Below are 24,443 nucleotides of genomic sequence, written 5' to 3' on the forward strand. Positions count from 1 at the left end.
TTGTTCTGCAGACATATGGACATAAAAAAAAGGCTGACCATAAGGCCAACCTTTTCTATATTAGAGAAATATTTACTTATTTCTTCTGAACTTTTGCATATCCGTAAACAGCACGCTCACCCAATTCCTCTTCAATACGAAGCAATTGGTTGTACTTAGCCATACGGTCAGAACGGCTTAATGATCCAGTCTTAATTTGACCAGAGTTAGTTGCTACAGCAATGTCTGCGATAGTTGCATCTTCAGTTTCTCCTGAACGGTGAGAAGTAACTGAAGTATACCCTGCACGGTGAGCCATTTCAATAGCGTTCAACGTTTCAGTTAAAGAACCGATTTGATTAACTTTGATAAGGATTGAGTTAGCAGCTCCTAATTCAATACCTTTTTTCAAGTAATCAACATTTGTAACGAATAAGTCATCACCAACTAACTGGCACTTATCGCCAATAGCATTGTGTAAAGCAACCCATCCGTCCCAGTCATTCTCGTCCATACCATCTTCGATTGAATCGATAGGGTATTTCTCAACAAGTTCAGCCATGTAAGCAGCTTGTTCCTGAGAGTTACGCTTAATACCGTTTGGCTCAAAAATACTGTAGTCATATACGCCATCCTTGAAGAATTCAGAAGAGGCACAATCCATAGCGATAGAAATATCACCACCATCTTCTTTGCGTCCTGCCTTATAACCTGCGTTTTTAATTGCAGTTAAGATGCAGTCTACAGCCTCTTCAGTACCACCTAACATAGGAGCGAAACCACCTTCATCACCTACAGCAGTAGAAAGACCTTTACCTTTTAATACTTTTGCCAATGCGTGGAATACCTCAGCACCCATACGAAGACCTTCACGGAAAGAAGAAGCACCAACAGGGCGAATCATGAATTCCTGGAAAGCAATCGTTGCATCAGAGTGAGAACCACCATTGATGATGTTCATCATAGGTACTGGTAAAGTAACTGCATTAGTACCACCAATGTAACGATACAATGGCATTCCTAAATATTCAGCAGCCGCTTTAGCAGAAGCTAAAGAAACACCCAAAATAGCGTTAGCACCTAACTTGCTCTTAGTTTTAGTTCCGTCAAGCTCTAACATTTTATTATCGATCGCAACCTGCTCAAGTACGCTCATTCCAACTAATTCAGGAGCGATTACTTCATTTACGTTCTTAACAGCGCCTAAAACACCTTTTCCTAGGTAACGGCCTTTGTCGCCATCACGTAATTCTAAAGCTTCGTGCTCACCAGTAGAAGCTCCAGAAGGTACAGCAGCACGTCCAACGAAACCACTTTCTAATGTTACTTCAACCTCAATTGTAGGATTACCTCGTGAATCAAGGATCTCACGTGCATGAATGTTTGCAATTTGTCCCATAATAATATTTGTTTATGTATTGATTGATAATCTGTCATAAAAAAAGGATAATGCTATTTCATCATTATCCCCTTTTAAAGCAATTTCAAGAAAAAAAAGGAAAAACGAAAGTCTTTCCTTTTTTAACATTGATTTATTCTTTTGATTCAGCTTCAGTAGAATCAGAAGCTTGCTCTTGAGTAGTTTCTTCTTGAGCAGGCGCCTCTGTAGCAACCGCTGTTTCAGCAGTTGATTTTCTACGTCCGCGTCGTGTTCTTTTACCAGCTGAAGAGGACTTCTTAGTTTCCAACATATTTTCATTGTAGTCGACCAACTCGATTAAACACATTTCTGCGTTATCACCCAAACGGTTTCCTAACTTTAAAATACGAGTATATCCTCCTGGTCTGTCAGCAACTTTCTCAGCTACATCACCAAATAACTCTTTAACTGCGTATTTATCTTTTAAAGATGCAAATACGGTTCTTTGAGCATGAGTACGTTCTTCAACAGTACTTAACTCTTTTGTTTTAGTGATAAGAGGCTCAACATACATACGTAATGCTTTAGCCTTAGCAACCGTAGTCTTGATTCTTTTGTGAAGAATCAATGAGGAAGCCATGTTAGCCAACATCGCTTTGCGATGCGCGCTCTTACGACCTAAATGATTAAATTTCTTTCTATGTCTCATCGCTTTTATTCCTTGTCTAATTTATACTTTGCGGTGTCCATTCCGAAAGTAAGCCCCATATTGAGTAGTAAATCATCCAACTCAGTAAGTGACTTCTTACCGAAGTTACGGAACTTAAGTAAGTCGTTACGATTAAATGTTACAAGCTCTCCTAATGTTTCAACATCGGCGGCTTTTAAGCAATTAAGTGCACGAACTGATAAGTCCATATCAACCAGCTTCGTTTTAAGAAGTTGACGCATATGCAATACTTCTTCATCAAACTCTTCGTTGCCAAATTTCTCATCAGAATCAAGAGTAATCTTTTCATCAGAAAATAGCATGAAGTGATAAATCAATATTTTTGCGGCTTCTTTTAGTGCATCTTTTGGATGAATAGAACCATCAGACTCAATTTCAAATACTAACTTTTCGTAATCTGTCTTTTGCTCAACACGATAGTTTTCAATGGCAAACTTAACGTTGCGAATAGGTGTAAAGATTGAATCAATAGCAATTAAACCAAATTCTGCCTCAGCGGGTTTATTCTCTTCAGAAGGAACATAACCTCTTCCCTTATCGATGGTCAAAACCATCTGCAGATTTACCTCTGGATTCATCTTAGCAATTACTAGTTCTGGGTTTAACACCTCAAAACCAGTCATAAATTGATTAAGATCACCGGCTGTAAACTCTTCTTTACCTGAAATACTAACAGTAACAGTTTCCTGCTCTGTATCTTCTACCAGATTTTTGAAGCGAACCTGCTTAAGATTAAGAACGATCTCTGTAACATCATTAATTACACCAGGGATGCTGGTAAATTCATGATCTACGCCTTCGATCTTAACAGTCGTAATTGCGTATCCCTCTAGTGAGGACAACAATATTCTTCTTAAGGCATTTCCAACGGTAATACCATACCCTGGTTCAAGCGGACGAAATTCAAATTTGCCGAATTTTTCGTCGGCTTCCAGCATAATTACTTTATCTGGTTTTTGGAATGCTAATATTGCCATAAGAATTAATTATTTAGAATACAATTCAACAATCAACTGTTCTTTAATGTTTTCAGGAATATCACTTCTTTCAGGTACATTCAAGAATTTACCTGCAAATGAATCTTGATCCCATTCTAACCAGGAATATTTATGCACACCTGTATTTGCCAAAGAGTTTGAAATAACTTCAAGCGATTTTGACTTTTCGCGAACTCCTACTACCATATCAGATTTAACCTGAAATGAAGCGATGTTTACGATTCCACCATCCACAGTAATGTGACGGTGTGATACAAGTTGTCTTGCAGCTGCTCTTGTAGGAGCAATTCCCATGCGATAAACAACGTTATCTAAACGAGATTCTAGAAGTCCAAGTAACACCTCACCTGTAATACCTTTGCTTCGAGAAGCCTTCTTAAACAGGTTACGGAATTGTTTTTCTAAAACACCGTATGTGTACTTAGCTTTTTGCTTTTCTTTTAACTGTAGACCGTATTCACTTGTTTTACGTCTACGGTTATTACCATGTTGTCCTGGAGGAAAATTTCTTCTTTCGAAATTTTTATCCGGGCCATAAATCGCTTCACCGAACTTTCGGGCGATTCGTGTTTTTGGACCAATATATCTAGCCATTCTTCTAAATTTTTGATTTTAAATTTTTGATTTTAAATATTGAATATGGCAGCCGCTAGATTATAGAGAGGAGAAATAATCATATAACCAATTCTTATTCAAAATTTGCCATCAAAAACCTATGGTTAACAACTAGTAGAGTTATTAAACTCTTCTTCTTTTTGGAGGACGACATCCGTTGTGCGGTAATGGTGTAACATCAACAATTTCTGTTACTTCAATACCTGCCGCATGAATTGAACGAATCGCAGACTCACGACCGTTACCAGGTCCTTTCACATGAACTTTTACCTTTCTTAGTCCTAGGTCGAATGCTACTTTTGAACAATCAGTAGCAGCCATCTGTGCAGCATAAGGTGTGTTCTTTTTAGAACCACGGAAACCCATTTTACCTGCACTAGACCAAGAAATCACCTGACCATTTTGGTTGGCCAAAGTAATGATAATGTTATTGAAAGACGAATGGATACTAGCCTGTCCAACTGCCTCCACTTTAACAACTCTCTTCTTTTGAGATCCTGACTTCTTTGCCATATCTTACTTATTATTTAGTGGCTTTCTTTTTATTTGCAACAGTCTTCTTCTTACCCTTACGAGTACGAGCATTGTTTTTAGTACATTGCCCACGTAATGGTAAACCGATACGGTGACGAATTCCACGGTAACATCCAATATCCATCAAACGCTTGATGTTCAATTGAACTTCCGAACGTAATTCACCTTCGATTTTATAACTGTCAGCAATATTTTCACGTACAGCTTTAATCTGCGCGTCGGTCCAGTCTGAAACTTTGATATTAGCGTCAACGCCAACATTCTGAAGAATCTCTTGTGCTCTGCTTCTACCTATACCGAAGATATAAGTTAAAGCGATTTCACCTCTTTTATTTGAGGGTATATCAACTCCAGCAATCCTTGCCATAATCTTATAATTTATCCTTGACGTTGTTTAAACTTTGGATTCTTTTTATTAATCACATACAAGCGCCCTTTGCGTTTTACGATTTTGCAATCGGCACTTCTTTTCTTTACAGATGCTCTAACCTTCATGATCAGTCACTTTTTTATTTGTATCTATAGGAAATTCTTCCCTTTGTCAAATCATACGGAGACATCTCTACCTTTACTTTATCACCTGGTAAAATTTTAATGTAATGCATACGCATTTTACCAGAGATATGTGCGGTAATGATATGCCCGTTTTCCAATTCCACTCTAAACATGGCATTGGATAAGGCTTCAATGATTGTTCCGTCTTGTTCTATAGAGGCTTGTTTCGCCATAATTTCTATAACTTTTTATTTTTCAGACTGCAAATGTAATACTTCTTCTACAAATTTAAAACTAGAAAGTATATCAGCTTTACCTTTTCTTACTGCTACAGTATGTTCATAATGAGCAGATACCTTACTATCTATCGTTTTAATGGTCCATCCATCGTCGTCCTGAACAATTTGGCGTTTGCCTAAATTAATCATTGGTTCGATGGCAATAACCATTCCCGACTTTAATTTGGTACCGTTTCCTTTGCGACCATAATTGGCTACTTCCGGTGCTTCATGCAGGTTTTTTCCAATTCCATGACCTACCATTTCGCGAACAACACTATAACCGCGTTCTTCTGAGTAAGTTTGAATAGCATTACCTACATCACCCAATCGATTATTTTCAATTGCTTGCTCAATGCCTTTATATAACGATTCTTTGGTTGCATCTAATAATGCTTTTACTTCAGGTGCAACTTCTCCAATTGGGAAAGTGTAAGCTGAATCACCATAGAATTCATTTATTAAAACACCACAATCAACCGAAACAATATCTCCTTCGTTTAAAGGATTATCGTTAGGGATACCATGAACTACCTGTTCGTTAACAGAAGTACAAAGTGTATTAGGGAAACCCTGATAATTTAAAAAGCCAGGAGTACCTCCATTATCTCTAATGAAGGTCTCGGCTATTTTGTCTAGTTCTAACGTAGAAACACCAGGCTTAATGGCCTTTGCTACTTCACCAAGCGTTTTAGCCACCAATTGGTTGCTAATGCGCATCAACTCTATTTCTTCGTCAGTCTTTAAATAAATCATGTCAATGATCGTATTCCAATATTAAAGTGCAGCAGCTCCGCCTCCGGATCTACCCATGATTCTACCAGATTTTGTTAATCCATCATAATGTCTCATCAACAAATGACTTTCGATTTGCTGCAAAGTATCTAAAACTACACCTACTAAAATTAGTAGAGATGTACCTCCAAAGAATTGTGCAAATCCTTGATCAACACCAGCCATCATTGCGAAGGCAGGCAAAATTGCCACCAAAGCAAGGAAAAAAGAACCCGGTAAGGTAATCTTAGACATTACTGAGTCTAAAAATTCTACCGTCTTCCTACCTGGTTTAACACCTGGAATAAAACCACCATTACGCTTCATATCCTCAGCCATTTGCGTTGGATTAATTGTAATGGCCGTATAGAAATACGTGAATGCAATAATCATTACAGCGAAAATTACATTATACCATACTCCCGTAAAGTTGGCAAAAATGGATGCAAAACCTGTTGCTGCTTCACTATCAACGAAACCTGCAAAAGTTACAGGAATAAACATGATAGCTTGCGCAAAAATAATTGGCATTACACCAGCAGCGTTAACTTTTAATGGGATGTATTGACGAACGCCTCCGTATTGCTTATTACCAACAATTCGCTTGGCATACTGTACAGGTATACGACGAGTACCCTGAACCAAGGCAATTGTTCCGGCAAATACGAAGAACAACACAACAAACTCAATTAGCAACATAACCAAACCACCGCTTCCACTAGCAGCTTCCATTCTTGATATAAACTCGGCAAACATCGATTGAGGTAAACGAGCAATAATACCAATCATGATGATTAGTGAAATACCATTACCAATACCTTTATCGGTAATACGCTCACCTAACCACATTACGAACATTGTTCCAGCAGTTAATATGATTGTACTAGTAACAGTAAACGACCAACCTGTAGCTACAAAAGCCGCGTCTGGCAACTGATTAAAAAGGTTTGTTAAGTAACCTGGCGCTTGAACTACCAAAATCAAAACAGTCAAATAACGAGTTATTTGATTGATCTTTCTACGTCCACTTTCACCTTCCCTTTGAAGACGTTGAAAGTAAGGCACAGCAATACCCATCAATTGAATAACGATGGAAGCTGAGATGTAAGGCATAATACCCAATGCAAAGATAGAGGCGTTAGAAAACGCTCCACCAGAGAACATATCGAGCAGGCCTAATACACCGTCCCTAGTTTGACTTTTTAGTGCGCTAAGTTGCGTAGGATCAATTCCAGGAAGAACGACAAAAGAACCAAGTCTATAAATTAACAATAGTCCAATCGTTGTTGTAATTCTGGATTTAAGATCCTCAATTTTCCAGATGTTGCGGATGGTTTCGAATAGTTTCATTCAATTACAATTTTACTACGGTTCCTTCAGCTGCTTCAATAGCTTTAGTTGCTGATTCTGAGAATGCATGTGCTTTAACCTCTAATTTAGCTTTAAGCTCACCATTTCCAAGAATCTTCACCAAGTCATTTTTGCTAACTAAACCGGCTTGTCTTAAAATTTCAGGATCAATTACATTAACCTCTTTCTTTTCAGCAATAGCCTGTAACATTTCAATGTTTACAGCCTTATACTCAACTCGATTAATATTTTTGAATCCGAATTTAGGAACACGTCGCTGCAACGGCATCTGACCGCCCTCAAAACCAAACTTACGTGAGTAACCAGAACGTGACTTAGCTCCTTTATGACCACGGGTAGATGTTCCACCGCGACCAGAACCTTGTCCACGACCGATACGTTTTGAGGTCTTTACCGAACCCTTTGCAGGTCTTAAGTTATTTAAATTCATATTAATTTCCTCTAATTCGTTCGACCAAATTATCTTTCTACTACAACCAGGTGTAGTACTTTTTGAACCATTCCTTCAATTTGAGGTGTGGCTTCATGTTCAACGGTTTGCTGAAGTTTCTTCAGCCCAAGGGCAGCCAGAGTGTTTTTTTGTCTGGTTGTGGCCCCGATCTTACTCTTAATCTGAGTTACTTTTATCTTAGCCATTTTGTCCTTATTTATCCGTTAAAAACTTTTTCCATTGAAACACCACGTTGCTCGGCAATAGTTGCTGCGTCACGTAATTCAGTTAATGCTTCAATTGTTGCCTTAACCAAGTTGTGAGGGTTAGATGACCCTTTTGACTTTGCTAATACATCAGTTACACCAACACTCTCTAATACGGCACGCATCGCACCACCAGCCTTAACTCCAGTACCATGAGATGCAGGCTTCATAAATACACTTGCACCACCATAACGAGCTAATTGCTCATGAGGAACAGTACCATTGATAATAGGTACTTTAACTAGATTCTTTTTGGCAGCTTCAACGCCTTTTGCAATAGCAGTCGTTACTTCGCCTGCTTTACCAAGGCCCCAGCCAACAACGCCGTTCTCGTTTCCAACCACTACAATGGCAGAAAAACTAAAGGTTCTACCACCTTTGGTTACTTTAGTTACCCGGTTGATAGCAACCAAACGATCTTTTAACTCAAGATCGTTATTGTTTCTGATTCTTTTGTTATTTCCAGCCATCGTTGTTAGAATTTAAGCCCTGCTTCACGAGCAGCGTCGGCTAATTGTTTAACTCTACCATGATAAAGGTATCCATTTCTATCGAACACAACAGCAGTAATACCAGCCTTATTAGCTACTTCAGCAATGTTTTTACCTACTAAAGCGGCAACTTCTGACTTAGTACCTTTCTGATCAGCGATTTCTTTTAACAAAGAACTAGATGCTGCTAATGTTTTACCACTCACATCATCAATTAACTGCACAGAAATTTGCTTATTGCTTCTAAATACTGACATTCTTGGACGCTCTGCGGTTCCGCTGATATTCTTGCGAACGCGCATTTTAATTTTTCGTCTTCTCTCTATTTTCGAAAAAGCCATAATTCCTAATTTAATTCAGATTAAACTTTAGCAGATTTACCGGCCTTACGACGAATTTCTTCGCCTTTAAAACGTACACCTTTTCCTTTGTAAGGTTCAGGCTTACGTAATGACCTAATCTTAGCACATACTTGTCCAAGTAATTGCTTATCTGCTGACTCAAGTGTAATAATAGGATTACTTTTTCTGTCAGTAACAGCTTCTACTTTAATTTCCTTTGGTAACATAAGCTGAATTGGGTGAGAATATCCCAATGCTAAATCAAGTAGTTGACCTTGATTAGTTGCACGGTAACCTACACCTACTAATTCTAACTCTTTTTTGTAACCTTCAGAAACTCCTACCACCATGTTGTTAATCAACGAGCGGTATAGTCCGTGCTGAGCACGTGTTTCTTTTTCTTCGTTGGGACGAACTATAGTTAGTTGGCCATCCTCAACTTTCACTTCCATTTCAGGGTGAATCACTTGTGACAATTCGCCTTTTGGGCCTTTAACTGTCACCGTATTGTCTTTAACTGTTACGTTCACTCCTGAAGGTATGCTAACTGGCGCTTTTCCTATCCTAGACATAGTTCTTCTTTTTTAATAAACGTAACACAATACTTCACCACCCAATTTCTGTACTCGGGCTTCTTTATCCGTCATTACACCATGCGATGTTGACACGATAGCAATACCTAGTCCATTAAGAACACGAGGTAAGCTACGATACCCGGCGTACGAACGTAGACCAGGTGTACTCACGCGTTTAAGCGCTTTGATAGCAGGCGTTTTTGTTTGAGGATCGTACTTAAGTGCGATCTTAACAATGCCTTGCTTGTCATCATCGATGAATTTGTAATTTAAGATGTACCCTTTCTCGAAAAGAATTTTGGTCATCTCTCTTTTAAGGTTGGAAGCCGGAACTTCTACAACCCTATGACCCGCCATGATGGCGTTCCTGATTCGTGTCAGGAAATCTGCTATTGGATCTGTCATTTTATAAAGATTAAATTGATCCCGGCATTATCACCGGGACAATATTTAACACTCTTACCAACTTGCTTTTTTAACACCAGGTATTAAACCAGCTGAAGCCATTTCGCGGAACTGAATCCTTGAAAGACCAAACTGTCGCATATAACCTTTCGGACGTCCGGTTATTTTGCAACGGTTGTGCATGCGCACTGGAGATGCGTTCTTAGGAAGCTTCTGCAAACCTACATAATCGCCTTCTTCCAGTAATCTGGCACGCTTTTCAGCATATTTGGCAACAAGCTTAGCCCTTTTTACTTCGCGGGCTTTCATTGATTCCTTTGCCATATAACTAGTTCTTTTTCACGTTTTTAAATGGTAACCCAAACTCTTTTAACAGAGCGTAAGCTTCCTCATCGGTTTTTCCCGAGGTCACAAAGGTAATATTCATACCCAATATTTTTGACACATCGTCAATATTTATTTCAGGAAAAATGATTTGCTCCTCAATACCTAAGGTATAATTTCCACGTCCGTCAAGCTTACTGCTAACTCCTTTGAAGTCACGAATTCGAGGCAAAGCCACACGAATTAGACGTTCTAGGAATTCATACATGTTTTCACGACGCAACGTTACTCTAACACCAATTGGCATTTTTTGACGAAGCTTAAAGTTCGAAATATCTTTTTTCGAAAGTGTAGACACAGCCTTCTGGCCGGTGATTGTCGTAAGTTCTTTGATTGCGATTTCAATCATTTTCTTGTCAGCAGTAGCTGCTCCAAGACCCTGGTTGATAACAATCTTTTCTAACTTAGGAACCTGCATGATTGATTTAAACCCGAATTCTTTCATCAAGTTTGGTACAATCTCGTCCTTATACTGTTTACTTAAACTAGGTGTATAACTCATTACTTGATCTCCTCCCCTGATTTTTTAGCAATTCGAACCAGTTTTCCATCATCATTCAACTTACGACCAATACGTGTTGGCTTTCCAGTTGAAGGATCTTTCACATTCAAATTTGAAATATGAATAGGAGCCTCTTTCTTAACTATACCTCCTTGCGGACTCTCAGCATTAGGCTTTGTGTGCTTGCTCACCATGTTAACACCTTCAACAATGGCTCTGTCTTTGGCAGGGAATACCTCAAGGACTTTCCCTTCCTGGCCTTTGTTGACACCAGTATTAACAATTACGATGTCGCCTTTTTTAATATGCAATTTACCCATTGTTCTAATCTCTTTGATGATTAAAGTACTTCAGGCGCCAGTGATACGATCTTCATAAATCCTTCTCTCACCTCACGGGCTACAGGTCCGAAAATACGTGTTCCTCTCATTTCTCCGGCAGCATTCAGTAAAACGCAAGCGTTTTCATCAAAGCGGATGTAGGAACCATCTTGACGTCTAACTTCTTTTTTTGTGCGCACTATTACAGCCTTGGTAACGGTTCCTTTTTTCAATTCACCGCCAGCTGTTGCGCTTTTTACAGTTACCACGATACGATCGCCTACTCCGGCATAACGTTTCCGTGTTCCACCTAGAACACGGATACATAATACTTCTTTGGCTCCACTGTTATCAGCAACTGCAAGTCTAGATTCTTGTTGTATCATGATTACTTAGCTCTTTCTAGAATTTCAACTAATCTCCAACGTTTAGTCTTGCTCAAGGGACGTGTTTCCATAATTTTCACAGTATCCCCGATATTGCAGGTGTTGTCTTCATCGTGCGCGTGAAACTTCTTTGTCTTTTTCACAAACTTACCGTAGATGGGGTGCTTTTCGCGAATCTCTACAGATACGACGATAGACTTATCCATCTTGCTGCTAGCTACAATACCTGTACGCTCTTTTCTAAGATTTCTATCCATCTGTTAATTATTTTTCAGTTAGTTGCTTTTGACTTAAAATAGTTTTTAAGCGCGCAATGTTTCTACGAGAATGTCTAATCTGCATTGGGTTTTCCAATGGCGAAGTTGTGTGGTTTAACTCAAGCTGCTGCAATGCTGCAGTTTCAGTTTCAATACGCTCAACAAGTTCGCTTACACTTAATTCTTTGATTTCTTCTACTTTCATGTCATTAAGCATTTGCTGATTCAACATAGTCTCTTCTCACAACGAATTTCGTAGTTACAGGAAGCTTTTGAGCGGCAAGGCGCAATGCTTCTTTAGCTACTTCGTAAGGTACTCCTTCACATTCTAAAATAATGCGTCCTGGAGTAACAGGGGCCACAAATCCTTCCGGACTACCTTTACCTTTACCCATACGTACTTCGGCTGGCTTCTTTGTAATCGGTTTGTCTGGAAATATTCTAATCCAGATCTGTCCTTGACGCTGCATGTAACGCGTTACGGCGATACGAGCAGATTCAATCTGACGACCTGTAATCCATTTACTTTGTAAGGCTTTGATACCGAAAGATCCGAATGCTAGCTCTTGCCCACGTTGAGCATCGCCTTTCATACGGCCTTTCTGCCTTCTTCTAAATTTTACTTTCTTTGGTTGTAACATCGTTCCTAATCAATTAATGTGAAAGGAGAATTACTTCTTATTATTTCTTCTTCTCGGACCTCTACCGCCTCCACGGTTTCCACCACCTTTTTCTTTGGTGTTGAAAGCAGGTGATAAATCTGGCTTACCATAAATTTCACCTTTACAAATCCAAACTTTGATACCAATCAGACCCATTTTTGTCAAGGCTTCTTCTTGAGCATAGTCTATGTTGGCGCGCAATGTATGCAAAGGCGTACGACCTTCTTTGTACATTTCGCTACGGGCCATTTCAGCACCGTTCAAACGTCCGGAAATCTGTATTTTGATACCTTCAGCACCCATTCTCATGGTAGAAGCGATGGCCATTTTAATGGCACGACGATATGCGATACGTCCTTCCACCTGACGAGCGATGTTTTTCGCTACAATAATAGCGTCCAACTCTGGTCTCTTTACCTCAAAGATGTTAATCTGAACTTCTTTGTCGGTAATTTTCTTAAGCTCCTCTTTTAGTTTATCAACTTCAGAACCTCCCTTACCAATAATGATACCAGGACGTGCAGTGAAAACGGTAATAGTTACCAATTTCAATGTCCTTTCAATAATGATACGTGAGATACTTGCTTTAGCTAAACGTGCATTGAGGTACTTTCTGATTTTGGAGTCTTCTAATAGCTTATCGCCATAGTTCTTTCCTCCATACCAGTTAGAATCCCATCCTTTGATGATTCCTAACCTGTTACTAATTGGATTAACTTTTTGTCCCATCTAGCTATTAGTTTTCTTGTGTTTCACTTGATACTACTTTGCTTGCAACGCGTAACGTTACGTGGTTAGAACGCTTTCTGATACGGTGCGCACGACCCTGTGGAGCCGGACGTAAACGTTTCAAAATACGGCCTGAATCAACCGCGATCTCACTCACATAAAGGTTAGCGTCTTCGATGCGAACACCTTCGTTCTTTTCTTTCCAATTAGCGATAGCAGAAAGCAACAGTTTCTCAACCCTTCTGGAAGCTTCTTTCGATGAGAATTTCAGCATATCCAGAGCAAGGTTCACCTCTTTACCTCGGATCATGTCGGCAACAAGACGCATTTTCCTAGGTGAAGTCGGTACATTACGAAGCTTTGCGAAGAAATCAGTCTTCTTGGCTTCCTTTATTTTTTCAGCTCTTATTCTTTTTCTTGCACCCATTTTTTACTGTTTAAAGAATTTAAATATTGGCAGGCCAATTACTTTTTCTTATTACCACCATGACCGCGGTATGTGCGGGTTGGGGCAAATTCGCCTAATTTGTGTCCTACCATATTTTCAGTAACATAAACCGGGATAAATTTATTACCGTTGTGCACGGCAATAGTATGCCCTACAAATTCCGGAGAAATCATAGACGCACGTGCCCAAGTTTTGATAACTGTTTTCTTACCTGACTCGTTCTGTGTAAGAACTTTCTTTTCCAGTTTAAAGTCGATAAATGGGCCTTTTTTTAATGATCTGCTCATAATTCGTTTAATTTAACCGGTTATTTTTTTCTTCTTTCAATGATATATTGATTAGAAGCCTTCTTAGGATGACGGGTTTTGAAACCTTTAGCCAATACCCCTGTACGAGATCTTGGGTGTCCTCCTGACGAACGACCTTCACCACCACCCATTGGGTGATCAACTGGGTTCATAGCCACACCACGAACTCGTGGACGACGACCCAACCAGCGGCTACGTCCAGCTTTTCCTGAACGCTCAAGAGCGTGGTCTGAGTTTCCAACCGCACCTAAAGTAGCACGACAAGTTACCAATACCATTCTTGTTTCGCCTGAAGGCAATTTAACAACCGCGTATTTTCCTTCACGAGCAGCCAATTGTGCGAAAGTACCAGCACTACGTGCCATTGTACCTCCTTGACCCGGACGCAATTCGATGTTGTGAATAATGGAACCTAAAGGAATCTCGCTTAATGGCAAGCTGTTACCTATCTCAGGAGCAACCCCTGTTCCTGAAGCAATAGCTTGTCCTACCTGCAACCCATTAGGTGCAAGAATGTACCTTTTTTCTCCATCAGCGTAAGCTAGTAATGCAATACGAGCACTCCTGTTAGGGTCGTACTGAATTGACTCAACTGTTGCGTTAACACCGTCTTTATTACGCTTAAAATCGATTACCCTGTATCTCCTCTTGTGACCACCACCGATATTTCTAACGGTCATTTTACCAGAGTTATTTCTACCTCCGGATTTCTTTAATGGCCTCAATAAGGACTTTTCTGGCGACGCCGATGTAATCGTATCAAACGCCCCAATAATTTTGTGTCTCTGCCCCGGTGTTGTGGGCTTTAGTTTTCTTACTGCCATTTTTATTAGATATTGCTATAAAAATCAATAGTATCTCCTTCAGCAAGTGTTACTACAGCTTTTTTGAAGGAATTTGTTCTACCAACAATAACTCCACTCTTAGTATAACGCGATTTTGATTTACCGGCGTATACCATTGTATTGACAGACTCTACACTTACGTTGTATAACTCTTCTACAGCGTCTTTGATTTGAAGCTTATTAGCTCCTTTATCAACTACGAATGCAAAGCGATTCAACTTTTCGCCTAGTTCTGTCATCTTTTCAGTTACAATCGGTTTAATAATAACTTTCATGACGAGCCTCCTTATGCGTTAAACAGTTTACCGAATTCTTCTACAGAACTTTCTACTAACACCAAGTTTTTAGCTTTCATGATGTCAAATGTATTAAGTTCATCCAATGTCACTACCTCAGCACGCTGAATGTTACGAGCTGAACGATAGATATTGTCATTAGCTTCTTTTAACACTAACAAAGAACGCTGACCATTCAGCTTTAGGCTTGTCACCAACGCTGCGTAGTCTTTTGTTTTAGGAGCTTCAAAGTTGAAGTCTTCTAATACAGTGATCATTTGTGATTGTGCTTTATAAGCTAATGCAGATTTACGAGCTAACTGCTTAAGTTTTTTATTCAACTTAAAACGGTAGTTACGTGGACGAGGACCGAATGCACGACCTCCACCTACGAACACAGGAGACTTGATGCTACCTGCACGAGCAGTACCTGTACCTTTTTGCTTCTTGATCTTACGGGTACTACCTGTTATTTCTGCACGTTCTTTAGACTTATGAGTCCCTTGACGATTATTTGCCAAGTATTGTTTTACATCCAAGTAAATGGCATGGTCGCTGGGCTCAATTCCGAACACCGTTTCAGGTAATGTTACCTTTCTTCCGGTTTCTTTTCCTTCAATTGTTAATACGTTCAGTTCCATTACTTTTCAATAATTAGATATGAGCCTTTTGCTCCCGGAACAGAACCTTTAACCAAAATAAGGTTGTTCTCAGGAATTACTTTAATCACTTTAAGGTTTTCAACCTTAACTCTATCGCCACCTGTACGACCTGCCATGCGCATACCTTTAAATACCCTTGCTGGGTAGGATGCTGCACCAATAGATCCAGGAGCGCGTAAGCGGTTGTGCTGACCGTGGGTAGCGTCACCCACACCTCTAAAGTTGTAACGCTTTACGACACCTTGAAAACCTTTACCTTTTGAGATACCAGTGATATCAACAAAAGCGTTTTCTTCGAAAAGTTTTACATCAACCTCTTCTCCTAGCTTTAATTCATTCTCGAATTCGTGGAATTCGACAACTTTACGCTTTGGAGCAGAACCAGCCTTTTTAAAATGACCAGCTTCCGGTTGTGTAGTGCTTTTCTCTTTTTTGTCGTCAAACGCCAACTGTACAGCCTCGTAACCGTCAGTTTCCACAGTTTTAACCTGTGTAACTACGCAAGGGCCTGCTTCGATAACAGTGCATGGAACATTTTTCCCATCGGCACTGAAAACGGATGTCATTCCGATTTTTTTTCCAATTAGTCCTGGCATTGTTTAAACATTTAAGATTATCACACTTTAATTTCTACTTCTACACCACTTGGCAATTCAAGCTTCATCAAAGCATCAATCGTCTTAGCTGTTGAGCTATAGATATCGATCAAACGCTTGTAAGATGATAATTGAAACTGCTCACGTGATTTCTTGTTCACAAATGTGGAGCGCAACACAGTGAAGATACGCTTGTGAGTAGGAAGCGGAATAGGACCGCTTACTACTGCACCAGTGCTCTTAACTGTCTTTACAATCTTCTCAGCTGACTTGTCAACCAAGTTGTGATCGTAAGATTTAAGTTTTATTCTAATTTTCTGACTCATAGTGGAGAACACTAATTGTTATAATAATTCTACTTTTCCTTTTGCTTCTTTTACTACATCAATGGCGATTTGCTTAGGTACACCTGCGTACTCTAAGAATTCCATTGATGATGTAGCACGTCCTGATGAAATAGTACGTAAAGCTGTAACATAACCAAACATCTCAGCCAAAGGCACCTTAGCTTTCACTACACGAGCTCCAGCTTTTGATTCCATACCTTCTACCTGACCACGACGCTTGTTGAAGTCACCAATAATATCACCCATGTACTCTTCTGGAGTAACAACCTCAACACGCATAATAGGCTCTAACAATAGAGGCTTAGCTTGTGCTGATGCTGATTTAAACCCTTGACGAGCACAAATCTCAAATGATAACTGGTCTGAATCGACAGCGTGGAAAGAACCGTCAAATACAGTTACTTTCAATGCTTCTACTTCACTACCACAAAGAACACCATTTAACATCGCTTCTTTGAAACCTTTCTCAATAGATGGGATAAATTCTTTAGGAATGTTACCACCTTTGATAATGCTTTCGAACTGAAGACCAGTTTTTCCTTCATCAGCAGGTCCCATACGGAACTGGATGTCGGCAAATTTACCACGACCACCCGACTGCTTTTTGAATACTTCGCGAAGCTCAACTTCCTGAGTAATTGTTTCTTTGTATGTCACCTGAGGCTGACCCTGGTTACATTCTACTTTAAACTCACGCTTTAAACGGTCGATTAGTACCTCAAGGTGAAGCTCACCCATACCAGAGATAACTGTCTGACCAGTTTCGTCGTTAGTCTGAACGCGGAATGTTGGATCCTCTTCAGCTAATTTACCAAGAGCAACACCTAACTTGTCCATATCTTTTTGCGACAATGGCTCAACAGCAACACCTATTACTGGCTCTGGGAAGTCCATTGACTCAAGTACGATAGGGTGCTTCTCATCACAAAGAGTATCACCAGTACGAATATCTTTAAAACCTACACCTGCACAAATATCACCTGCTGAGATAACCTCGCGTGGTAACTGCTTGTTAGATTTCATCTGATATAGACGAGAGATACGTTCTTTTTTGCTTGTACGTGTATTCAATACGTATGAACCAGCTTCGATTTTACCAGAATAAACGCGCATAAATGCCAAACGACCTACGAATGGGTCAGTAGCAATTTTAAATGCTAACGCAGATAATGGCTCATCTTCGTCCATCTTATATGTAACAGCTTCTTCAGTTCTTGGGTTAACACCTTCGATTTCACCAATATCACTTGGAGAAGGAAGGTACTGAATTACTGCATCCAATAAACGCTGTACACCTTTGTTTTTAAAGGCTGAACCACACATCATTGGAGTAATCGTTTGAGCAATAGTTGCTTTACGAATTACTTCTAGCATCTGGTCACGTGTGATCGAATCAGGATCTTCAAAATACATCTCCATCAACGCATCATCGTGCTCAGCTACTGCTTCAACTAATTTCCCTCTCCACTCTTCAGCTTCTGCTTTCAAGTTTTCAGGAATTTCCTGAAGCTCGTAACGTGAACCCATTTGCTCATCGTCAAACCACACTACAGCTTTGTTTTCGATCAAGTCGATAACTCCCTCGAAAGTCTCTTCAGCTCCGATAGGAATTTGCAACGGTACAGGATTTGCACCTAACATCTCACGAACCTGACGTACAACTTCAAAGAAGTTAGCACCTGAACGGTCCATTTTGTTAACAAAACCGATACGAGGCACATTGTATTTGTTAGCCTGACGCCATACAGTTTCTGACTGAGGCTCTACACCACCTACCGCACAAAATAATGCTACAGCACCATCAAGTACACGTAATGAACGCTCTACCTCTACCGTAAAATCAACGTGACCCGGGGTATCAATGATGTTGACTTTGTTTTCAACACCTTCATAAATCCAGTTGGTTGTAACAGCAGCAGAAGTAATGGTAATACCACGCTCTTGCTCTTGCTCCATCCAGTCCATTGTAGCCGCACCATCGTGTACCTCACCAATTTTGTGAGTGATACCGGTATAAAACAAGATACGCTCTGTAGTCGTTGTTTTACCAGCATCGATGTGGGCCATAATCCCAATATTTCTGGTCTTTTTAAGATCTGCCTTTCCCATGACAATAATTTCTTAACTAATTAGATTAAAATCTGAAGTGAGCAAATGCACGGTTAGCTTCAGCCATCTTATGCATGTCTTCTTTCTTCTTGAAGGCACCGCCTTCTAAATTATATGCAGCAACAATTTCAGCAGACAATTTCTCTGCCATTGATTTTCCGCTACGCTTGCGAGCGAAAAGAATCATGTGCTTCATGCCGATAGATACTTTTCTAGACGGACGAATTTCAGTTGGAACCTGAAAAGTAGCGCCACCAACACGACGGCTTTTAACCTCCACCGCTGGAGTAATGTTTTCAAGTGCTTTTTTGAAAATTTCCAATACTGGCTTTCCTTCTTTCTCTGCTTTATCGGCCATACGGTCCATAGCATCGTAAAAGATTTTGAAAGCGATTGATTTCTTACCGTCCAACATCATGTTATTCACAAACTGAGTAACTGTCTGATCGTTGAACTTTGGATCCGGAAGGAGGATCCTCTTTTTTGGTTTACTTTTTCTCATCTTCTCTTTTGTTTACTTTGTTATTCTTCTTGGCTGTTATTACTAGTCTTCAATGTTTAAACATTTACTCATCCAGTGCACTAACCAAGTAAACAACGCACTTCACAATGTCTTAATTACTTTTTAGCAGCCTTTGGTTTCTTAGTACCATACTTTGAACGGCGCTGCGTACGACCGTCTACTCCTGATGCATCTAACGCGCCACGAACTAAGTGGTAACGTACACCCGGAAGATCTTTGACACGACCACCACGTACTAACACAATAGAGTGTTCCTGTAGGTTGTGACCTTCTCCTGGAATGTAAGCGTTAACCTCTTTTCCGTTGGTTAAACGCACCCTTGCTACCTTCCTCATGGCTGAGTTAGGCTTCTTTGGTGTAGTAGTATACACCCTCACACACACACCTCGTCTCTGAGGACATGCGTCTAAAGCACGTGACTTACTTTTTTCCACCTGCTTTGTTCGTCCTTTTCTAACTAACTGATGAATTGTTGGCATAAAATTTAAATATATTGTATTAAACAATTTCGTTTTAAACGGGGTGCAAAGGTACACTAATACCTTGTAAAACCCCACTGATTTTCAGCCTTTTTGACAATTTTAGACAAAAAAGCGCTGCAAAAGTACTAATTTCCAATGGAAAATAGATACTCGAAGCTTTAAAAAATTCTAAATTATTTTATTTTTTCTCTTTGGAAAACAATTTGTTAGTTGCATTTCATTGCAAGAATGAACATGTTTGCACACTTATCAACAAGCTGGCCCTTGCATAACCTTTTTCATGCCCTATTTTCGTTGTTTCAAAAATCAATTAACATGAACAGGTATTTTTCATTAGTATTATTCCTAGCTTTTACAATTCTTAAACCTACCTATTCGCAAGATGAGATAGAAAAAGCTTTAAAAACAATTAATCAATCTTCACTTCAAGCAGAACTAACTTTCCTATCCTCAGACTGGTTTGAAGGCCGAGAGGCTTGCACAAGAGGGGCCTATATGGCTGCCGACTATTTAGCATCACTTTACCAATCAAGTAAACTTGCTCCATTTAACGAACACTCGTATTTTCAGGACGTACCCCTACTTATAGCCAGTCAACCGATTGAGGCCACTATCTCGATGCAAAATGAATTATTGAGTAAAACCTATTCATTTCCAACCCACTTTAGGGCTGAACGTATCACCGAATCTTTTAACGTCGATTCTGAAATTATATGGGGCGGTTTTGGCATTAATGATGATAACTTCAAAGAAATCAACCTTAAGAATAGTAAAGGCAAAATACTAATACGCTTATCGGGATTACCTCAAACTACAGAAAACAGCCAACTAAAAGAACTTTTAGATTCTAAAAACACACAACAATGGCATCAGGTTAAAAGTGACGTTTTAAAGAAGTCAGGGGTTGTTGCCGTATTTGAATATGACTTGAGTAATCCTTACCTTAAAGAGTCATTTGAGAATACAGAAATACTTGAAGCGCCCACTGAAAAAGAATTAAACAAACGTTCATCAGGCATTTATAAAAAAAACCTGTTCTTGCCAGATGATAAAAAAAACTCACCTTATTATTATAAGGTATCAAAAGCCTTACTATCAGATTTAATTCCAAACTTTGACCAGTTTATTGAGAAGTACCTGAGCGACATACAAAACTTAAAAACCACAGCACAACTAAAGACCAATTACAATTCTATTGAGCTTAATGCTAAAGCTAATGTTTCGCTTAAAAAATGCAGAAATGTAATTGCAGTTATTGAAGGCTCTGAAAAACCAGATGAAATCATTGTAGTAGGAGCACATTACGATCACTTAGGCAGTTATGATGGTTACATATGGAATGGAGCTGATGATAATGGTTCGGGGGCAATAGGGACAGTAGCGATAGCCCGCGCATTTATGGAAACTGGCATTCAACCTAAGCGCACGGTTATCTTTTGCAATTGGACAGCCGAGGAAAGAGGGTTGTTAGGCTCGCGATTTTTCGTGAATACATTTAAAGATATTCATAAGGTTATTTACTACCATAACTATGACATGATAGGTCGCAGTTATAATTATGAGCAAGCAGATTCTGCTGTTACTTTATTATATACAAAGAGCTGGCCTCAGGCAGAAGAGTTATGCAAAACATATAATGACAAGTATCAATTAGGCTTGAAGATTAATTATAGCGCATGGGATAATCCAACAAGCGGGAGCGACAATGCACCCTTTGCGAAAAAAGGAATTCCTATTATGTGGTTCCATACAGGCGGACATGAATCGTATCACATGCCAAGTGATCATGTCGACCGAATCGACTGGCAGAAGTTTGAAGCTATTGTAAAAACAAGCTTTCTGAGTCTTTGGAACTTAGCTAACGAATAGTCGAAATTGCAATTGGTGAACTTTTATTAGGTGCAATGGAATTTTATGCTTTATCTTTGCCACGATAAATTAAAAGAATTAATGGCTCTCGTCAACCGTGAGCCTTTGTTGTTTATCAACATAAGGCAGCTAATACCGGGATGATAGCGATTGAAACTTAACTTATTAAGCAGGTCACTTTTATAATTAACGTTCTTAACAACACCAGTGGTCTGCCTTATTAAAAAAGCAATTATGAAAGCATTTGTATTTCCGGGCCAGGGTGCCCAATACGTTGGAATGGGTAAAGATTTATACGACAACTCACCAATGGCAAAGGAACTATTTGAAAAAGCAAATGAAATTTTAGGATTTCGCATTACTGACTTAATGTTTGAAGGTACCGATGAAGACCTAAAACAAACAAAAGTAACGCAACCAGCAATCTTTTTACATTCGGTAATACTAGCTAAAACACTTGGCGAAACTTTTAAGCCAGAAATGACTGCCGGTCACTCATTGGGTGAGTTTTCTGCATTGGTATCAGCTGGTGCCATGAATTTTGAGGATGGCTTAAAATTAGTTTCGCAGCGAGCACAAGCGATGCAAAAAGCATGCGAGATTGAACCTTCTACCATGGCCGCTATCGTAGGATTGGAAGATTCCATTGTTGAAGAAGTGTGCCAGAGCATTGACGAGGTAGTGGTTGCTGCCAACTATAACTGCCCTGGGCAATTGGTTATCTCTGGATCTTTTGCCGGTATCGATAAAGCTTGTGAGGCCTTAACTGAAAAAGGTGCTAAACGCGCTATTAAATTGCCTGTTGGAGGAGCATTCCACTCACCTTTGATGGAGCCTGCAAGAACTGAGTTAGCTGCAGCTATTGAAGCCACTGAGTTTAATACGCCAGTTTGTCCGGTGTACCAAAATGTAAATGCTAAAGCTGTTACTGACCCGGCAACTATAAAAGAAAATTTAGTTGCTCAATTAACCGCTCCTGTTCGCTGGACACAAACAGTTCAGAATATGATTGCAGATGGTGTTTCATCATTTACAGAGGTTGGCCCAGGTAAAGTATTACAAGGCTTAGTGAAAAAGGTAGATCGTAAGATGCCTACCGAAGGGTTCAGCACTTATCAAGGATAAAAAAACAGACTGTTAGTTCATTAAACTAATAGATTGATAGATATAACAAAGGCAAGCATAACAGCTTGCCTTTGTTGTTTGGTTAATCATCCAATGTGCTTAAATCACCTTCATCTTCGCCTAATGCTCGTGCCTTTAAAACCCGACGCATGATTTTTCCACTACGTGTTTTTGGTAATGAATCTGCAAAAATAATTTCCTCAGGCCTTGCAATTGGCCCCATAACTTTCGCCACATGATCAAGCAACTCCTTAGCAAGTTCTTTATTACCTTCTTTTCCGGCCTTTAAAATAACATATACATGTATCCCGCTTCCTTTTAGCTCATGAGGCAAAGGAATAGCAGCAGCCTCCGCGACATCAGGATGGCTCACAGCCGCACTTTCGATTTCAGCAGTACCTAGGCGATAACCACTCACTTTAATCACATCATCACTTCGTCCAATTATCCAATAATACCCATCTTCATCTTTACGAGCAGAATCTCCGGCATGGTAATACTTTTGCTTCTCAAATTTTGACCAGTATGTTTCATTATATCGTTCATCATCACCCATAATGGTACGAGCCATACCTGGCCAAGGATTTTTAATCACAAGGGCACCCACATCATTAGCTGCTACATCCTTTCCTTGCTCATCAACAACTCCTATTTCGTGCCCAAAGAAGGGTTTTGTGGCAGAACCGGGTTTTAATGGTGTAATTGGTAATGGCGTAATGACGAAACCTCCTGTTTCTGTTTGCCACCAGGTATCCATTATAGGACATTGCTTATTTCCTACAACCTCGTGATACCAGCGCCAGGCTTCTGGATTAATTGGCTCACCAACTGAACCCAGCAGCCTTAAAGAACTAATATCATGTCGGTTAACCCATGATTCGCCATATCGCATTAATCCACGAATAGCTGTAGGCGATGTATATAAAACCGTAATCCCATATTTATCTATCATACGCCACCATCGATCGGGATAAGGGTGATTTGGAGCCCCTTCATACATAAAAATGGTAGAACCATTGATTAAGGGACCATATACCATGTAACTATGCCCTGTTATCCACCCCGGATCGGCCGCACACCACCAACGATCTTCTGGTTTAATATCGAATACCATTCGGTGAGTGGCAGAGGTATAAACACTATAACCTCCATGAGTATGAACCAGACCTTTGGGTTTGCCCGTAGAACCAGAAGTGTATAATAAAAAGAGCATATCTTCAGCATCCATCTCCTCCGTCGCACACTTATGACTGGCAATAGGCAAGGCTTTTAAATCGTGATACCAATAATCGCGATCATTCTCCATGTATACCTCTTCACCTGTTCGCTTAACCGTGATACACACCTCCATGGTCGGTGATAATTCCATGGCTTTATTAACAATGTCTTTTAGTTTAGTGGCTTTACCTCTTCGAAAACCCCCATCGGCGGTTATAACCACGCGGCTGTTAGCTGCATTAATACGCTCAGCCAGTGCCTCATGACTAAAACCACCATATACTACGCTATGTGCTGCACCAATCTTAGCACAGGCCAACATAGCGAATATTTGCTCAGGTATTTGAGGCATGTAAATGGTGACAATATCTCCTTTATGAACCCCCATCGCCTTAAGTATATTTGCAAATTCGGCCACTTCGCGGTTAAGGGCATGGTAAGAGTAAGTTTTTAAATCACCGGGTTCGCCCTCCCATATTAAAGCCAACTTGTTTCTGGTTGCTGTTTTTAAATGTCGATCGATGGCATTCTGAATGATATTGGTTTTACCACCTACAAACCATTTATAAAAAGGATGCCTCGAATCATCCAACACTTTATCCCAAGGTTTATACCAATCTAATCGTTTGGCTTCATTAGCCCAAAATGTTTCACGGTCGGCAATTGACTCATCATACAAGTCATCATAAGATTGAATGGTTGCATAGTTTTTTACATCTTCCGATGGGAAGACAAATTTTTTAGAATCCATCAT

Annotated in this window: 37 protein-coding genes; 2 read left to right on the forward strand and 35 right to left on the reverse strand. The window is 39.8% G+C overall.

Annotated elements, in window-relative coordinates:
* Positions 1 to 76: 76 nt before the first annotated feature.
* The 34 genes from eno to rpsL form a co-directional block, all read right to left on the reverse strand.
* Positions 77 to 1,378 (reverse strand): phosphopyruvate hydratase, encoded by a 1,302-nt coding sequence (eno, locus tag JIV24_RS15475; protein WP_200465974.1) that lies wholly within the window; start codon positions 1,376 to 1,378, stop codon positions 77 to 79.
* 133 nt (positions 1,379 to 1,511) lie between these two features.
* Positions 1,512 to 2,048, reverse strand: coding sequence for a 50S ribosomal protein L17 (gene rplQ / locus JIV24_RS15480; protein WP_200465975.1), 537 nt, complete (start codon positions 2,046 to 2,048; stop codon positions 1,512 to 1,514).
* Positions 2,049 to 2,053: 5 nt separating this feature from the next.
* Positions 2,054 to 3,046 carry a DNA-directed RNA polymerase subunit alpha gene (locus JIV24_RS15485; protein WP_200465976.1) on the reverse strand — a complete coding sequence of 331 codons (993 nt, stop codon included), beginning with the start codon at positions 3,044 to 3,046 and terminating at the stop codon, positions 2,054 to 2,056.
* 9 nt (positions 3,047 to 3,055) lie between these two features.
* Complete coding sequence (rpsD, locus tag JIV24_RS15490) at positions 3,056 to 3,661, reverse strand: 30S ribosomal protein S4 (protein WP_200465977.1); 606 nt, start codon at positions 3,659 to 3,661, stop codon at positions 3,056 to 3,058.
* Positions 3,662 to 3,805: 144 nt separating this feature from the next.
* Positions 3,806 to 4,195 carry a 30S ribosomal protein S11 gene (gene rpsK, locus JIV24_RS15495; protein ID WP_200465978.1) on the reverse strand — a complete coding sequence of 130 codons (390 nt, stop codon included), beginning with the start codon at positions 4,193 to 4,195 and terminating at the stop codon, positions 3,806 to 3,808.
* A 10-nt stretch (positions 4,196 to 4,205) separates the two neighbouring features.
* Positions 4,206 to 4,583 (reverse strand): 30S ribosomal protein S13, encoded by a 378-nt coding sequence (gene rpsM / locus JIV24_RS15500; protein ID WP_200465979.1) that lies wholly within the window; start codon positions 4,581 to 4,583, stop codon positions 4,206 to 4,208.
* Positions 4,584 to 4,594: 11 nt separating this feature from the next.
* The gene (ykgO, locus tag JIV24_RS15505) at positions 4,595 to 4,711 is read right to left on the reverse strand and encodes a type B 50S ribosomal protein L36 (protein ID WP_071792536.1); all 117 of its coding nucleotides are present in this window, start codon (positions 4,709 to 4,711) and stop codon (positions 4,595 to 4,597) included.
* Positions 4,712 to 4,725: 14 nt separating this feature from the next.
* Positions 4,726 to 4,944 carry a translation initiation factor IF-1 gene (gene infA, locus JIV24_RS15510; RefSeq protein WP_143303625.1) on the reverse strand — a complete coding sequence of 73 codons (219 nt, stop codon included), beginning with the start codon at positions 4,942 to 4,944 and terminating at the stop codon, positions 4,726 to 4,728.
* Between the two features lie 15 nt (positions 4,945 to 4,959).
* Entirely contained in the window at positions 4,960 to 5,745 is a 786-nt protein-coding gene (gene map, locus JIV24_RS15515) for a type I methionyl aminopeptidase (RefSeq protein ID WP_200465980.1), read from the reverse strand.
* Positions 5,746 to 5,766: 21 nt separating this feature from the next.
* Positions 5,767 to 7,113 (reverse strand): preprotein translocase subunit SecY, encoded by a 1,347-nt coding sequence (gene secY / locus JIV24_RS15520; protein ID WP_200465981.1) that lies wholly within the window; start codon positions 7,111 to 7,113, stop codon positions 5,767 to 5,769.
* Positions 7,114 to 7,117: 4 nt separating this feature from the next.
* Positions 7,118 to 7,564, reverse strand: a complete 447-nt coding sequence (gene rplO, locus JIV24_RS15525) for a 50S ribosomal protein L15 (RefSeq protein WP_200465982.1) — start codon at positions 7,562 to 7,564, stop codon at positions 7,118 to 7,120.
* Between the two features lie 29 nt (positions 7,565 to 7,593).
* Positions 7,594 to 7,770, reverse strand: coding sequence for a 50S ribosomal protein L30 (gene rpmD, locus JIV24_RS15530; protein WP_200465983.1), 177 nt, complete (start codon positions 7,768 to 7,770; stop codon positions 7,594 to 7,596).
* Positions 7,771 to 7,781: 11 nt separating this feature from the next.
* On the reverse strand, positions 7,782 to 8,300 hold the full coding sequence (gene rpsE / locus JIV24_RS15535; protein ID WP_143303620.1) for a 30S ribosomal protein S5: 519 nt from the start codon (positions 8,298 to 8,300) through the stop codon (positions 7,782 to 7,784).
* A 5-nt stretch (positions 8,301 to 8,305) separates the two neighbouring features.
* Positions 8,306 to 8,662, reverse strand: coding sequence for a 50S ribosomal protein L18 (gene rplR, locus JIV24_RS15540; RefSeq protein ID WP_200465984.1), 357 nt, complete (start codon positions 8,660 to 8,662; stop codon positions 8,306 to 8,308).
* A 20-nt stretch (positions 8,663 to 8,682) separates the two neighbouring features.
* Positions 8,683 to 9,234: a 50S ribosomal protein L6 gene (gene rplF, locus JIV24_RS15545; protein ID WP_200465985.1), complete on the reverse strand. Its 552-nt coding sequence runs from the start codon at positions 9,232 to 9,234 to the stop codon at positions 8,683 to 8,685.
* Between the two features lie 12 nt (positions 9,235 to 9,246).
* Positions 9,247 to 9,642, reverse strand: a complete 396-nt coding sequence (gene rpsH, locus JIV24_RS15550; RefSeq protein ID WP_200465986.1) for a 30S ribosomal protein S8 — start codon at positions 9,640 to 9,642, stop codon at positions 9,247 to 9,249.
* Between the two features lie 54 nt (positions 9,643 to 9,696).
* Positions 9,697 to 9,966, reverse strand: coding sequence for a 30S ribosomal protein S14 (gene rpsN / locus JIV24_RS15555; protein WP_200465987.1), 270 nt, complete (start codon positions 9,964 to 9,966; stop codon positions 9,697 to 9,699).
* 4 nt (positions 9,967 to 9,970) lie between these two features.
* Positions 9,971 to 10,528, reverse strand: a complete 558-nt coding sequence (rplE, locus tag JIV24_RS15560) for a 50S ribosomal protein L5 (RefSeq protein ID WP_200465988.1) — start codon at positions 10,526 to 10,528, stop codon at positions 9,971 to 9,973.
* On the reverse strand, positions 10,528 to 10,848 hold the full coding sequence (rplX, locus tag JIV24_RS15565; RefSeq protein ID WP_200465989.1) for a 50S ribosomal protein L24: 321 nt from the start codon (positions 10,846 to 10,848) through the stop codon (positions 10,528 to 10,530). Before rplX ends, rplE begins: the two co-directional genes overlap by 1 nt.
* A 20-nt stretch (positions 10,849 to 10,868) precedes the next feature.
* Positions 10,869 to 11,234, reverse strand: coding sequence for a 50S ribosomal protein L14 (rplN, locus tag JIV24_RS15570; RefSeq protein ID WP_200465990.1), 366 nt, complete (start codon positions 11,232 to 11,234; stop codon positions 10,869 to 10,871).
* A gap of 2 nt (positions 11,235 to 11,236) precedes the next feature.
* Positions 11,237 to 11,491 carry a 30S ribosomal protein S17 gene (rpsQ, locus tag JIV24_RS15575; protein ID WP_200465991.1) on the reverse strand — a complete coding sequence of 85 codons (255 nt, stop codon included), beginning with the start codon at positions 11,489 to 11,491 and terminating at the stop codon, positions 11,237 to 11,239.
* Positions 11,492 to 11,498: 7 nt separating this feature from the next.
* Positions 11,499 to 11,696 carry a 50S ribosomal protein L29 gene (rpmC, locus tag JIV24_RS15580; protein WP_200465992.1) on the reverse strand — a complete coding sequence of 66 codons (198 nt, stop codon included), beginning with the start codon at positions 11,694 to 11,696 and terminating at the stop codon, positions 11,499 to 11,501.
* Between the two features lie 4 nt (positions 11,697 to 11,700).
* Complete coding sequence (gene rplP, locus JIV24_RS15585) at positions 11,701 to 12,132, reverse strand: 50S ribosomal protein L16 (protein ID WP_200465993.1); 432 nt, start codon at positions 12,130 to 12,132, stop codon at positions 11,701 to 11,703.
* A 30-nt stretch (positions 12,133 to 12,162) separates the two neighbouring features.
* Positions 12,163 to 12,882 (reverse strand): 30S ribosomal protein S3, encoded by a 720-nt coding sequence (gene rpsC, locus JIV24_RS15590; RefSeq protein ID WP_200465994.1) that lies wholly within the window; start codon positions 12,880 to 12,882, stop codon positions 12,163 to 12,165.
* Between the two features lie 7 nt (positions 12,883 to 12,889).
* Positions 12,890 to 13,309, reverse strand: coding sequence for a 50S ribosomal protein L22 (gene rplV, locus JIV24_RS15595; RefSeq protein WP_200465995.1), 420 nt, complete (start codon positions 13,307 to 13,309; stop codon positions 12,890 to 12,892).
* A 38-nt stretch (positions 13,310 to 13,347) separates the two neighbouring features.
* On the reverse strand, positions 13,348 to 13,617 hold the full coding sequence (gene rpsS / locus JIV24_RS15600; protein ID WP_143303607.1) for a 30S ribosomal protein S19: 270 nt from the start codon (positions 13,615 to 13,617) through the stop codon (positions 13,348 to 13,350).
* A 20-nt stretch (positions 13,618 to 13,637) separates the two neighbouring features.
* Positions 13,638 to 14,462: a 50S ribosomal protein L2 gene (rplB, locus tag JIV24_RS15605; RefSeq protein ID WP_200465996.1), complete on the reverse strand. Its 825-nt coding sequence runs from the start codon at positions 14,460 to 14,462 to the stop codon at positions 13,638 to 13,640.
* 5 nt (positions 14,463 to 14,467) lie between these two features.
* Entirely contained in the window at positions 14,468 to 14,758 is a 291-nt protein-coding gene (gene rplW, locus JIV24_RS15610) for a 50S ribosomal protein L23 (RefSeq protein ID WP_200465997.1), read from the reverse strand.
* 11 nt (positions 14,759 to 14,769) lie between these two features.
* Positions 14,770 to 15,399 carry a 50S ribosomal protein L4 gene (gene rplD / locus JIV24_RS15615; protein ID WP_200465998.1) on the reverse strand — a complete coding sequence of 210 codons (630 nt, stop codon included), beginning with the start codon at positions 15,397 to 15,399 and terminating at the stop codon, positions 14,770 to 14,772.
* Positions 15,399 to 16,016, reverse strand: coding sequence for a 50S ribosomal protein L3 (gene rplC / locus JIV24_RS15620; protein WP_200465999.1), 618 nt, complete (start codon positions 16,014 to 16,016; stop codon positions 15,399 to 15,401). Before rplC ends, rplD begins: the two co-directional genes overlap by 1 nt.
* A gap of 20 nt (positions 16,017 to 16,036) precedes the next feature.
* Entirely contained in the window at positions 16,037 to 16,342 is a 306-nt protein-coding gene (gene rpsJ / locus JIV24_RS15625) for a 30S ribosomal protein S10 (protein ID WP_130642659.1), read from the reverse strand.
* Between the two features lie 18 nt (positions 16,343 to 16,360).
* Complete coding sequence (gene fusA / locus JIV24_RS15630; protein WP_200466000.1) at positions 16,361 to 18,472, reverse strand: elongation factor G; 2,112 nt, start codon at positions 18,470 to 18,472, stop codon at positions 16,361 to 16,363.
* Positions 18,473 to 18,497: 25 nt separating this feature from the next.
* Positions 18,498 to 18,974, reverse strand: coding sequence for a 30S ribosomal protein S7 (rpsG, locus tag JIV24_RS15635; protein ID WP_200466001.1), 477 nt, complete (start codon positions 18,972 to 18,974; stop codon positions 18,498 to 18,500).
* Positions 18,975 to 19,090: 116 nt separating this feature from the next.
* Entirely contained in the window at positions 19,091 to 19,474 is a 384-nt protein-coding gene (rpsL, locus tag JIV24_RS15640) for a 30S ribosomal protein S12 (protein WP_200466002.1), read from the reverse strand.
* A gap of 318 nt (positions 19,475 to 19,792) precedes the next feature.
* Here rpsL and JIV24_RS15645 point away from each other — a divergent pair, with 318 nt between their 5' ends.
* Both JIV24_RS15645 and fabD read left to right on the forward strand, forming a co-directional pair.
* A complete protein-coding gene (locus JIV24_RS15645; RefSeq protein WP_200466003.1) occupies positions 19,793 to 21,346 on the forward strand; it encodes a M28 family metallopeptidase in 1,554 nt (517 codons plus the stop codon).
* A 234-nt stretch (positions 21,347 to 21,580) separates the two neighbouring features.
* A complete protein-coding gene (gene fabD, locus JIV24_RS15650; protein WP_200466004.1) occupies positions 21,581 to 22,471 on the forward strand; it encodes an ACP S-malonyltransferase in 891 nt (296 codons plus the stop codon).
* Between the two features lie 82 nt (positions 22,472 to 22,553).
* Here the strand turns inward: fabD and acs are convergent, their stop codons facing one another.
* On the reverse strand, positions 22,554 to 24,443 hold the full coding sequence (gene acs / locus JIV24_RS15655) for an acetate--CoA ligase (protein ID WP_234445847.1): 1,890 nt from the start codon (positions 24,441 to 24,443) through the stop codon (positions 22,554 to 22,556).

The sequence above is a fragment of the Carboxylicivirga marina genome (genome assembly GCF_016612505.1).
GTDB classification, from domain to species: domain Bacteria; phylum Bacteroidota; class Bacteroidia; order Bacteroidales; family Marinilabiliaceae; genus Carboxylicivirga; species Carboxylicivirga marina.

Excerpts from the sequence above, each read along its gene's own strand:
- eno (WP_200465974.1), bottom strand. The coding sequence starts at position 1,378 with ATGGGACAAATTGCAAACATTCATGCACGTGAGATCCTTGATTCACGA.
- rplQ (WP_200465975.1), bottom strand. The coding sequence starts at position 2,048 with ATGAGACATAGAAAGAAATTTAATCATTTAGGTCGTAAGAGCGCGCAT.
- JIV24_RS15485 (WP_200465976.1), bottom strand. The coding sequence starts at position 3,046 with ATGGCAATATTAGCATTCCAAAAACCAGATAAAGTAATTATGCTGGAA.
- rpsD (WP_200465977.1), bottom strand. The coding sequence starts at position 3,661 with ATGGCTAGATATATTGGTCCAAAAACACGAATCGCCCGAAAGTTCGGT.
- rpsK (WP_200465978.1), bottom strand. The coding sequence starts at position 4,195 with ATGGCAAAGAAGTCAGGATCTCAAAAGAAGAGAGTTGTTAAAGTGGAG.
- rpsM (WP_200465979.1), bottom strand. The coding sequence starts at position 4,583 with ATGGCAAGGATTGCTGGAGTTGATATACCCTCAAATAAAAGAGGTGAA.
- ykgO (WP_071792536.1), bottom strand. The coding sequence starts at position 4,711 with ATGAAGGTTAGAGCATCTGTAAAGAAAAGAAGTGCCGATTGCAAAATC.
- infA (WP_143303625.1), bottom strand. The coding sequence starts at position 4,944 with ATGGCGAAACAAGCCTCTATAGAACAAGACGGAACAATCATTGAAGCC.
- map (WP_200465980.1), bottom strand. The coding sequence starts at position 5,745 with ATGATTTATTTAAAGACTGACGAAGAAATAGAGTTGATGCGCATTAGC.
- secY (WP_200465981.1), bottom strand. The coding sequence starts at position 7,113 with ATGAAACTATTCGAAACCATCCGCAACATCTGGAAAATTGAGGATCTT.
- rplO (WP_200465982.1), bottom strand. The coding sequence starts at position 7,564 with ATGAATTTAAATAACTTAAGACCTGCAAAGGGTTCGGTAAAGACCTCA.
- rpmD (WP_200465983.1), bottom strand. The coding sequence starts at position 7,770 with ATGGCTAAGATAAAAGTAACTCAGATTAAGAGTAAGATCGGGGCCACA.
- rpsE (WP_143303620.1), bottom strand. The coding sequence starts at position 8,300 with ATGGCTGGAAATAACAAAAGAATCAGAAACAATAACGATCTTGAGTTA.
- rplR (WP_200465984.1), bottom strand. The coding sequence starts at position 8,662 with ATGGCTTTTTCGAAAATAGAGAGAAGACGAAAAATTAAAATGCGCGTT.
- rplF (WP_200465985.1), bottom strand. The coding sequence starts at position 9,234 with ATGTCTAGGATAGGAAAAGCGCCAGTTAGCATACCTTCAGGAGTGAAC.
- rpsH (WP_200465986.1), bottom strand. The coding sequence starts at position 9,642 with ATGACAGATCCAATAGCAGATTTCCTGACACGAATCAGGAACGCCATC.
- rpsN (WP_200465987.1), bottom strand. The coding sequence starts at position 9,966 with ATGGCAAAGGAATCAATGAAAGCCCGCGAAGTAAAAAGGGCTAAGCTT.
- rplE (WP_200465988.1), bottom strand. The coding sequence starts at position 10,528 with ATGAGTTATACACCTAGTTTAAGTAAACAGTATAAGGACGAGATTGTA.
- rplX (WP_200465989.1), bottom strand. The coding sequence starts at position 10,848 with ATGGGTAAATTGCATATTAAAAAAGGCGACATCGTAATTGTTAATACT.
- rplN (WP_200465990.1), bottom strand. The coding sequence starts at position 11,234 with ATGATACAACAAGAATCTAGACTTGCAGTTGCTGATAACAGTGGAGCC.
- rpsQ (WP_200465991.1), bottom strand. The coding sequence starts at position 11,491 with ATGGATAGAAATCTTAGAAAAGAGCGTACAGGTATTGTAGCTAGCAGC.
- rpmC (WP_200465992.1), bottom strand. The coding sequence starts at position 11,696 with ATGAAAGTAGAAGAAATCAAAGAATTAAGTGTAAGCGAACTTGTTGAG.
- rplP (WP_200465993.1), bottom strand. The coding sequence starts at position 12,132 with ATGTTACAACCAAAGAAAGTAAAATTTAGAAGAAGGCAGAAAGGCCGT.
- rpsC (WP_200465994.1), bottom strand. The coding sequence starts at position 12,882 with ATGGGACAAAAAGTTAATCCAATTAGTAACAGGTTAGGAATCATCAAA.
- rplV (WP_200465995.1), bottom strand. The coding sequence starts at position 13,309 with ATGGGTGCAAGAAAAAGAATAAGAGCTGAAAAAATAAAGGAAGCCAAG.
- rpsS (WP_143303607.1), bottom strand. The coding sequence starts at position 13,617 with ATGAGCAGATCATTAAAAAAAGGCCCATTTATCGACTTTAAACTGGAA.
- rplB (WP_200465996.1), bottom strand. The coding sequence starts at position 14,462 with ATGGCAGTAAGAAAACTAAAGCCCACAACACCGGGGCAGAGACACAAA.
- rplW (WP_200465997.1), bottom strand. The coding sequence starts at position 14,758 with ATGAAAGTTATTATTAAACCGATTGTAACTGAAAAGATGACAGAACTA.
- rplD (WP_200465998.1), bottom strand. The coding sequence starts at position 15,399 with ATGGAACTGAACGTATTAACAATTGAAGGAAAAGAAACCGGAAGAAAG.
- rplC (WP_200465999.1), bottom strand. The coding sequence starts at position 16,016 with ATGCCAGGACTAATTGGAAAAAAAATCGGAATGACATCCGTTTTCAGT.
- rpsJ (WP_130642659.1), bottom strand. The coding sequence starts at position 16,342 with ATGAGTCAGAAAATTAGAATAAAACTTAAATCTTACGATCACAACTTG.
- fusA (WP_200466000.1), bottom strand. The coding sequence starts at position 18,472 with ATGGGAAAGGCAGATCTTAAAAAGACCAGAAATATTGGGATTATGGCC.
- rpsG (WP_200466001.1), bottom strand. The coding sequence starts at position 18,974 with ATGAGAAAAAGTAAACCAAAAAAGAGGATCCTCCTTCCGGATCCAAAG.
- rpsL (WP_200466002.1), bottom strand. The coding sequence starts at position 19,474 with ATGCCAACAATTCATCAGTTAGTTAGAAAAGGACGAACAAAGCAGGTG.
- JIV24_RS15645 (WP_200466003.1), top strand. The coding sequence starts at position 19,793 with ATGAACAGGTATTTTTCATTAGTATTATTCCTAGCTTTTACAATTCTT.
- fabD (WP_200466004.1), top strand. The coding sequence starts at position 21,581 with ATGAAAGCATTTGTATTTCCGGGCCAGGGTGCCCAATACGTTGGAATG.
- acs (WP_234445847.1), bottom strand. The coding sequence starts at position 24,443 with ATGATGGATTCTAAAAAATTTGTCTTCCCATCGGAAGATGTAAAAAAC.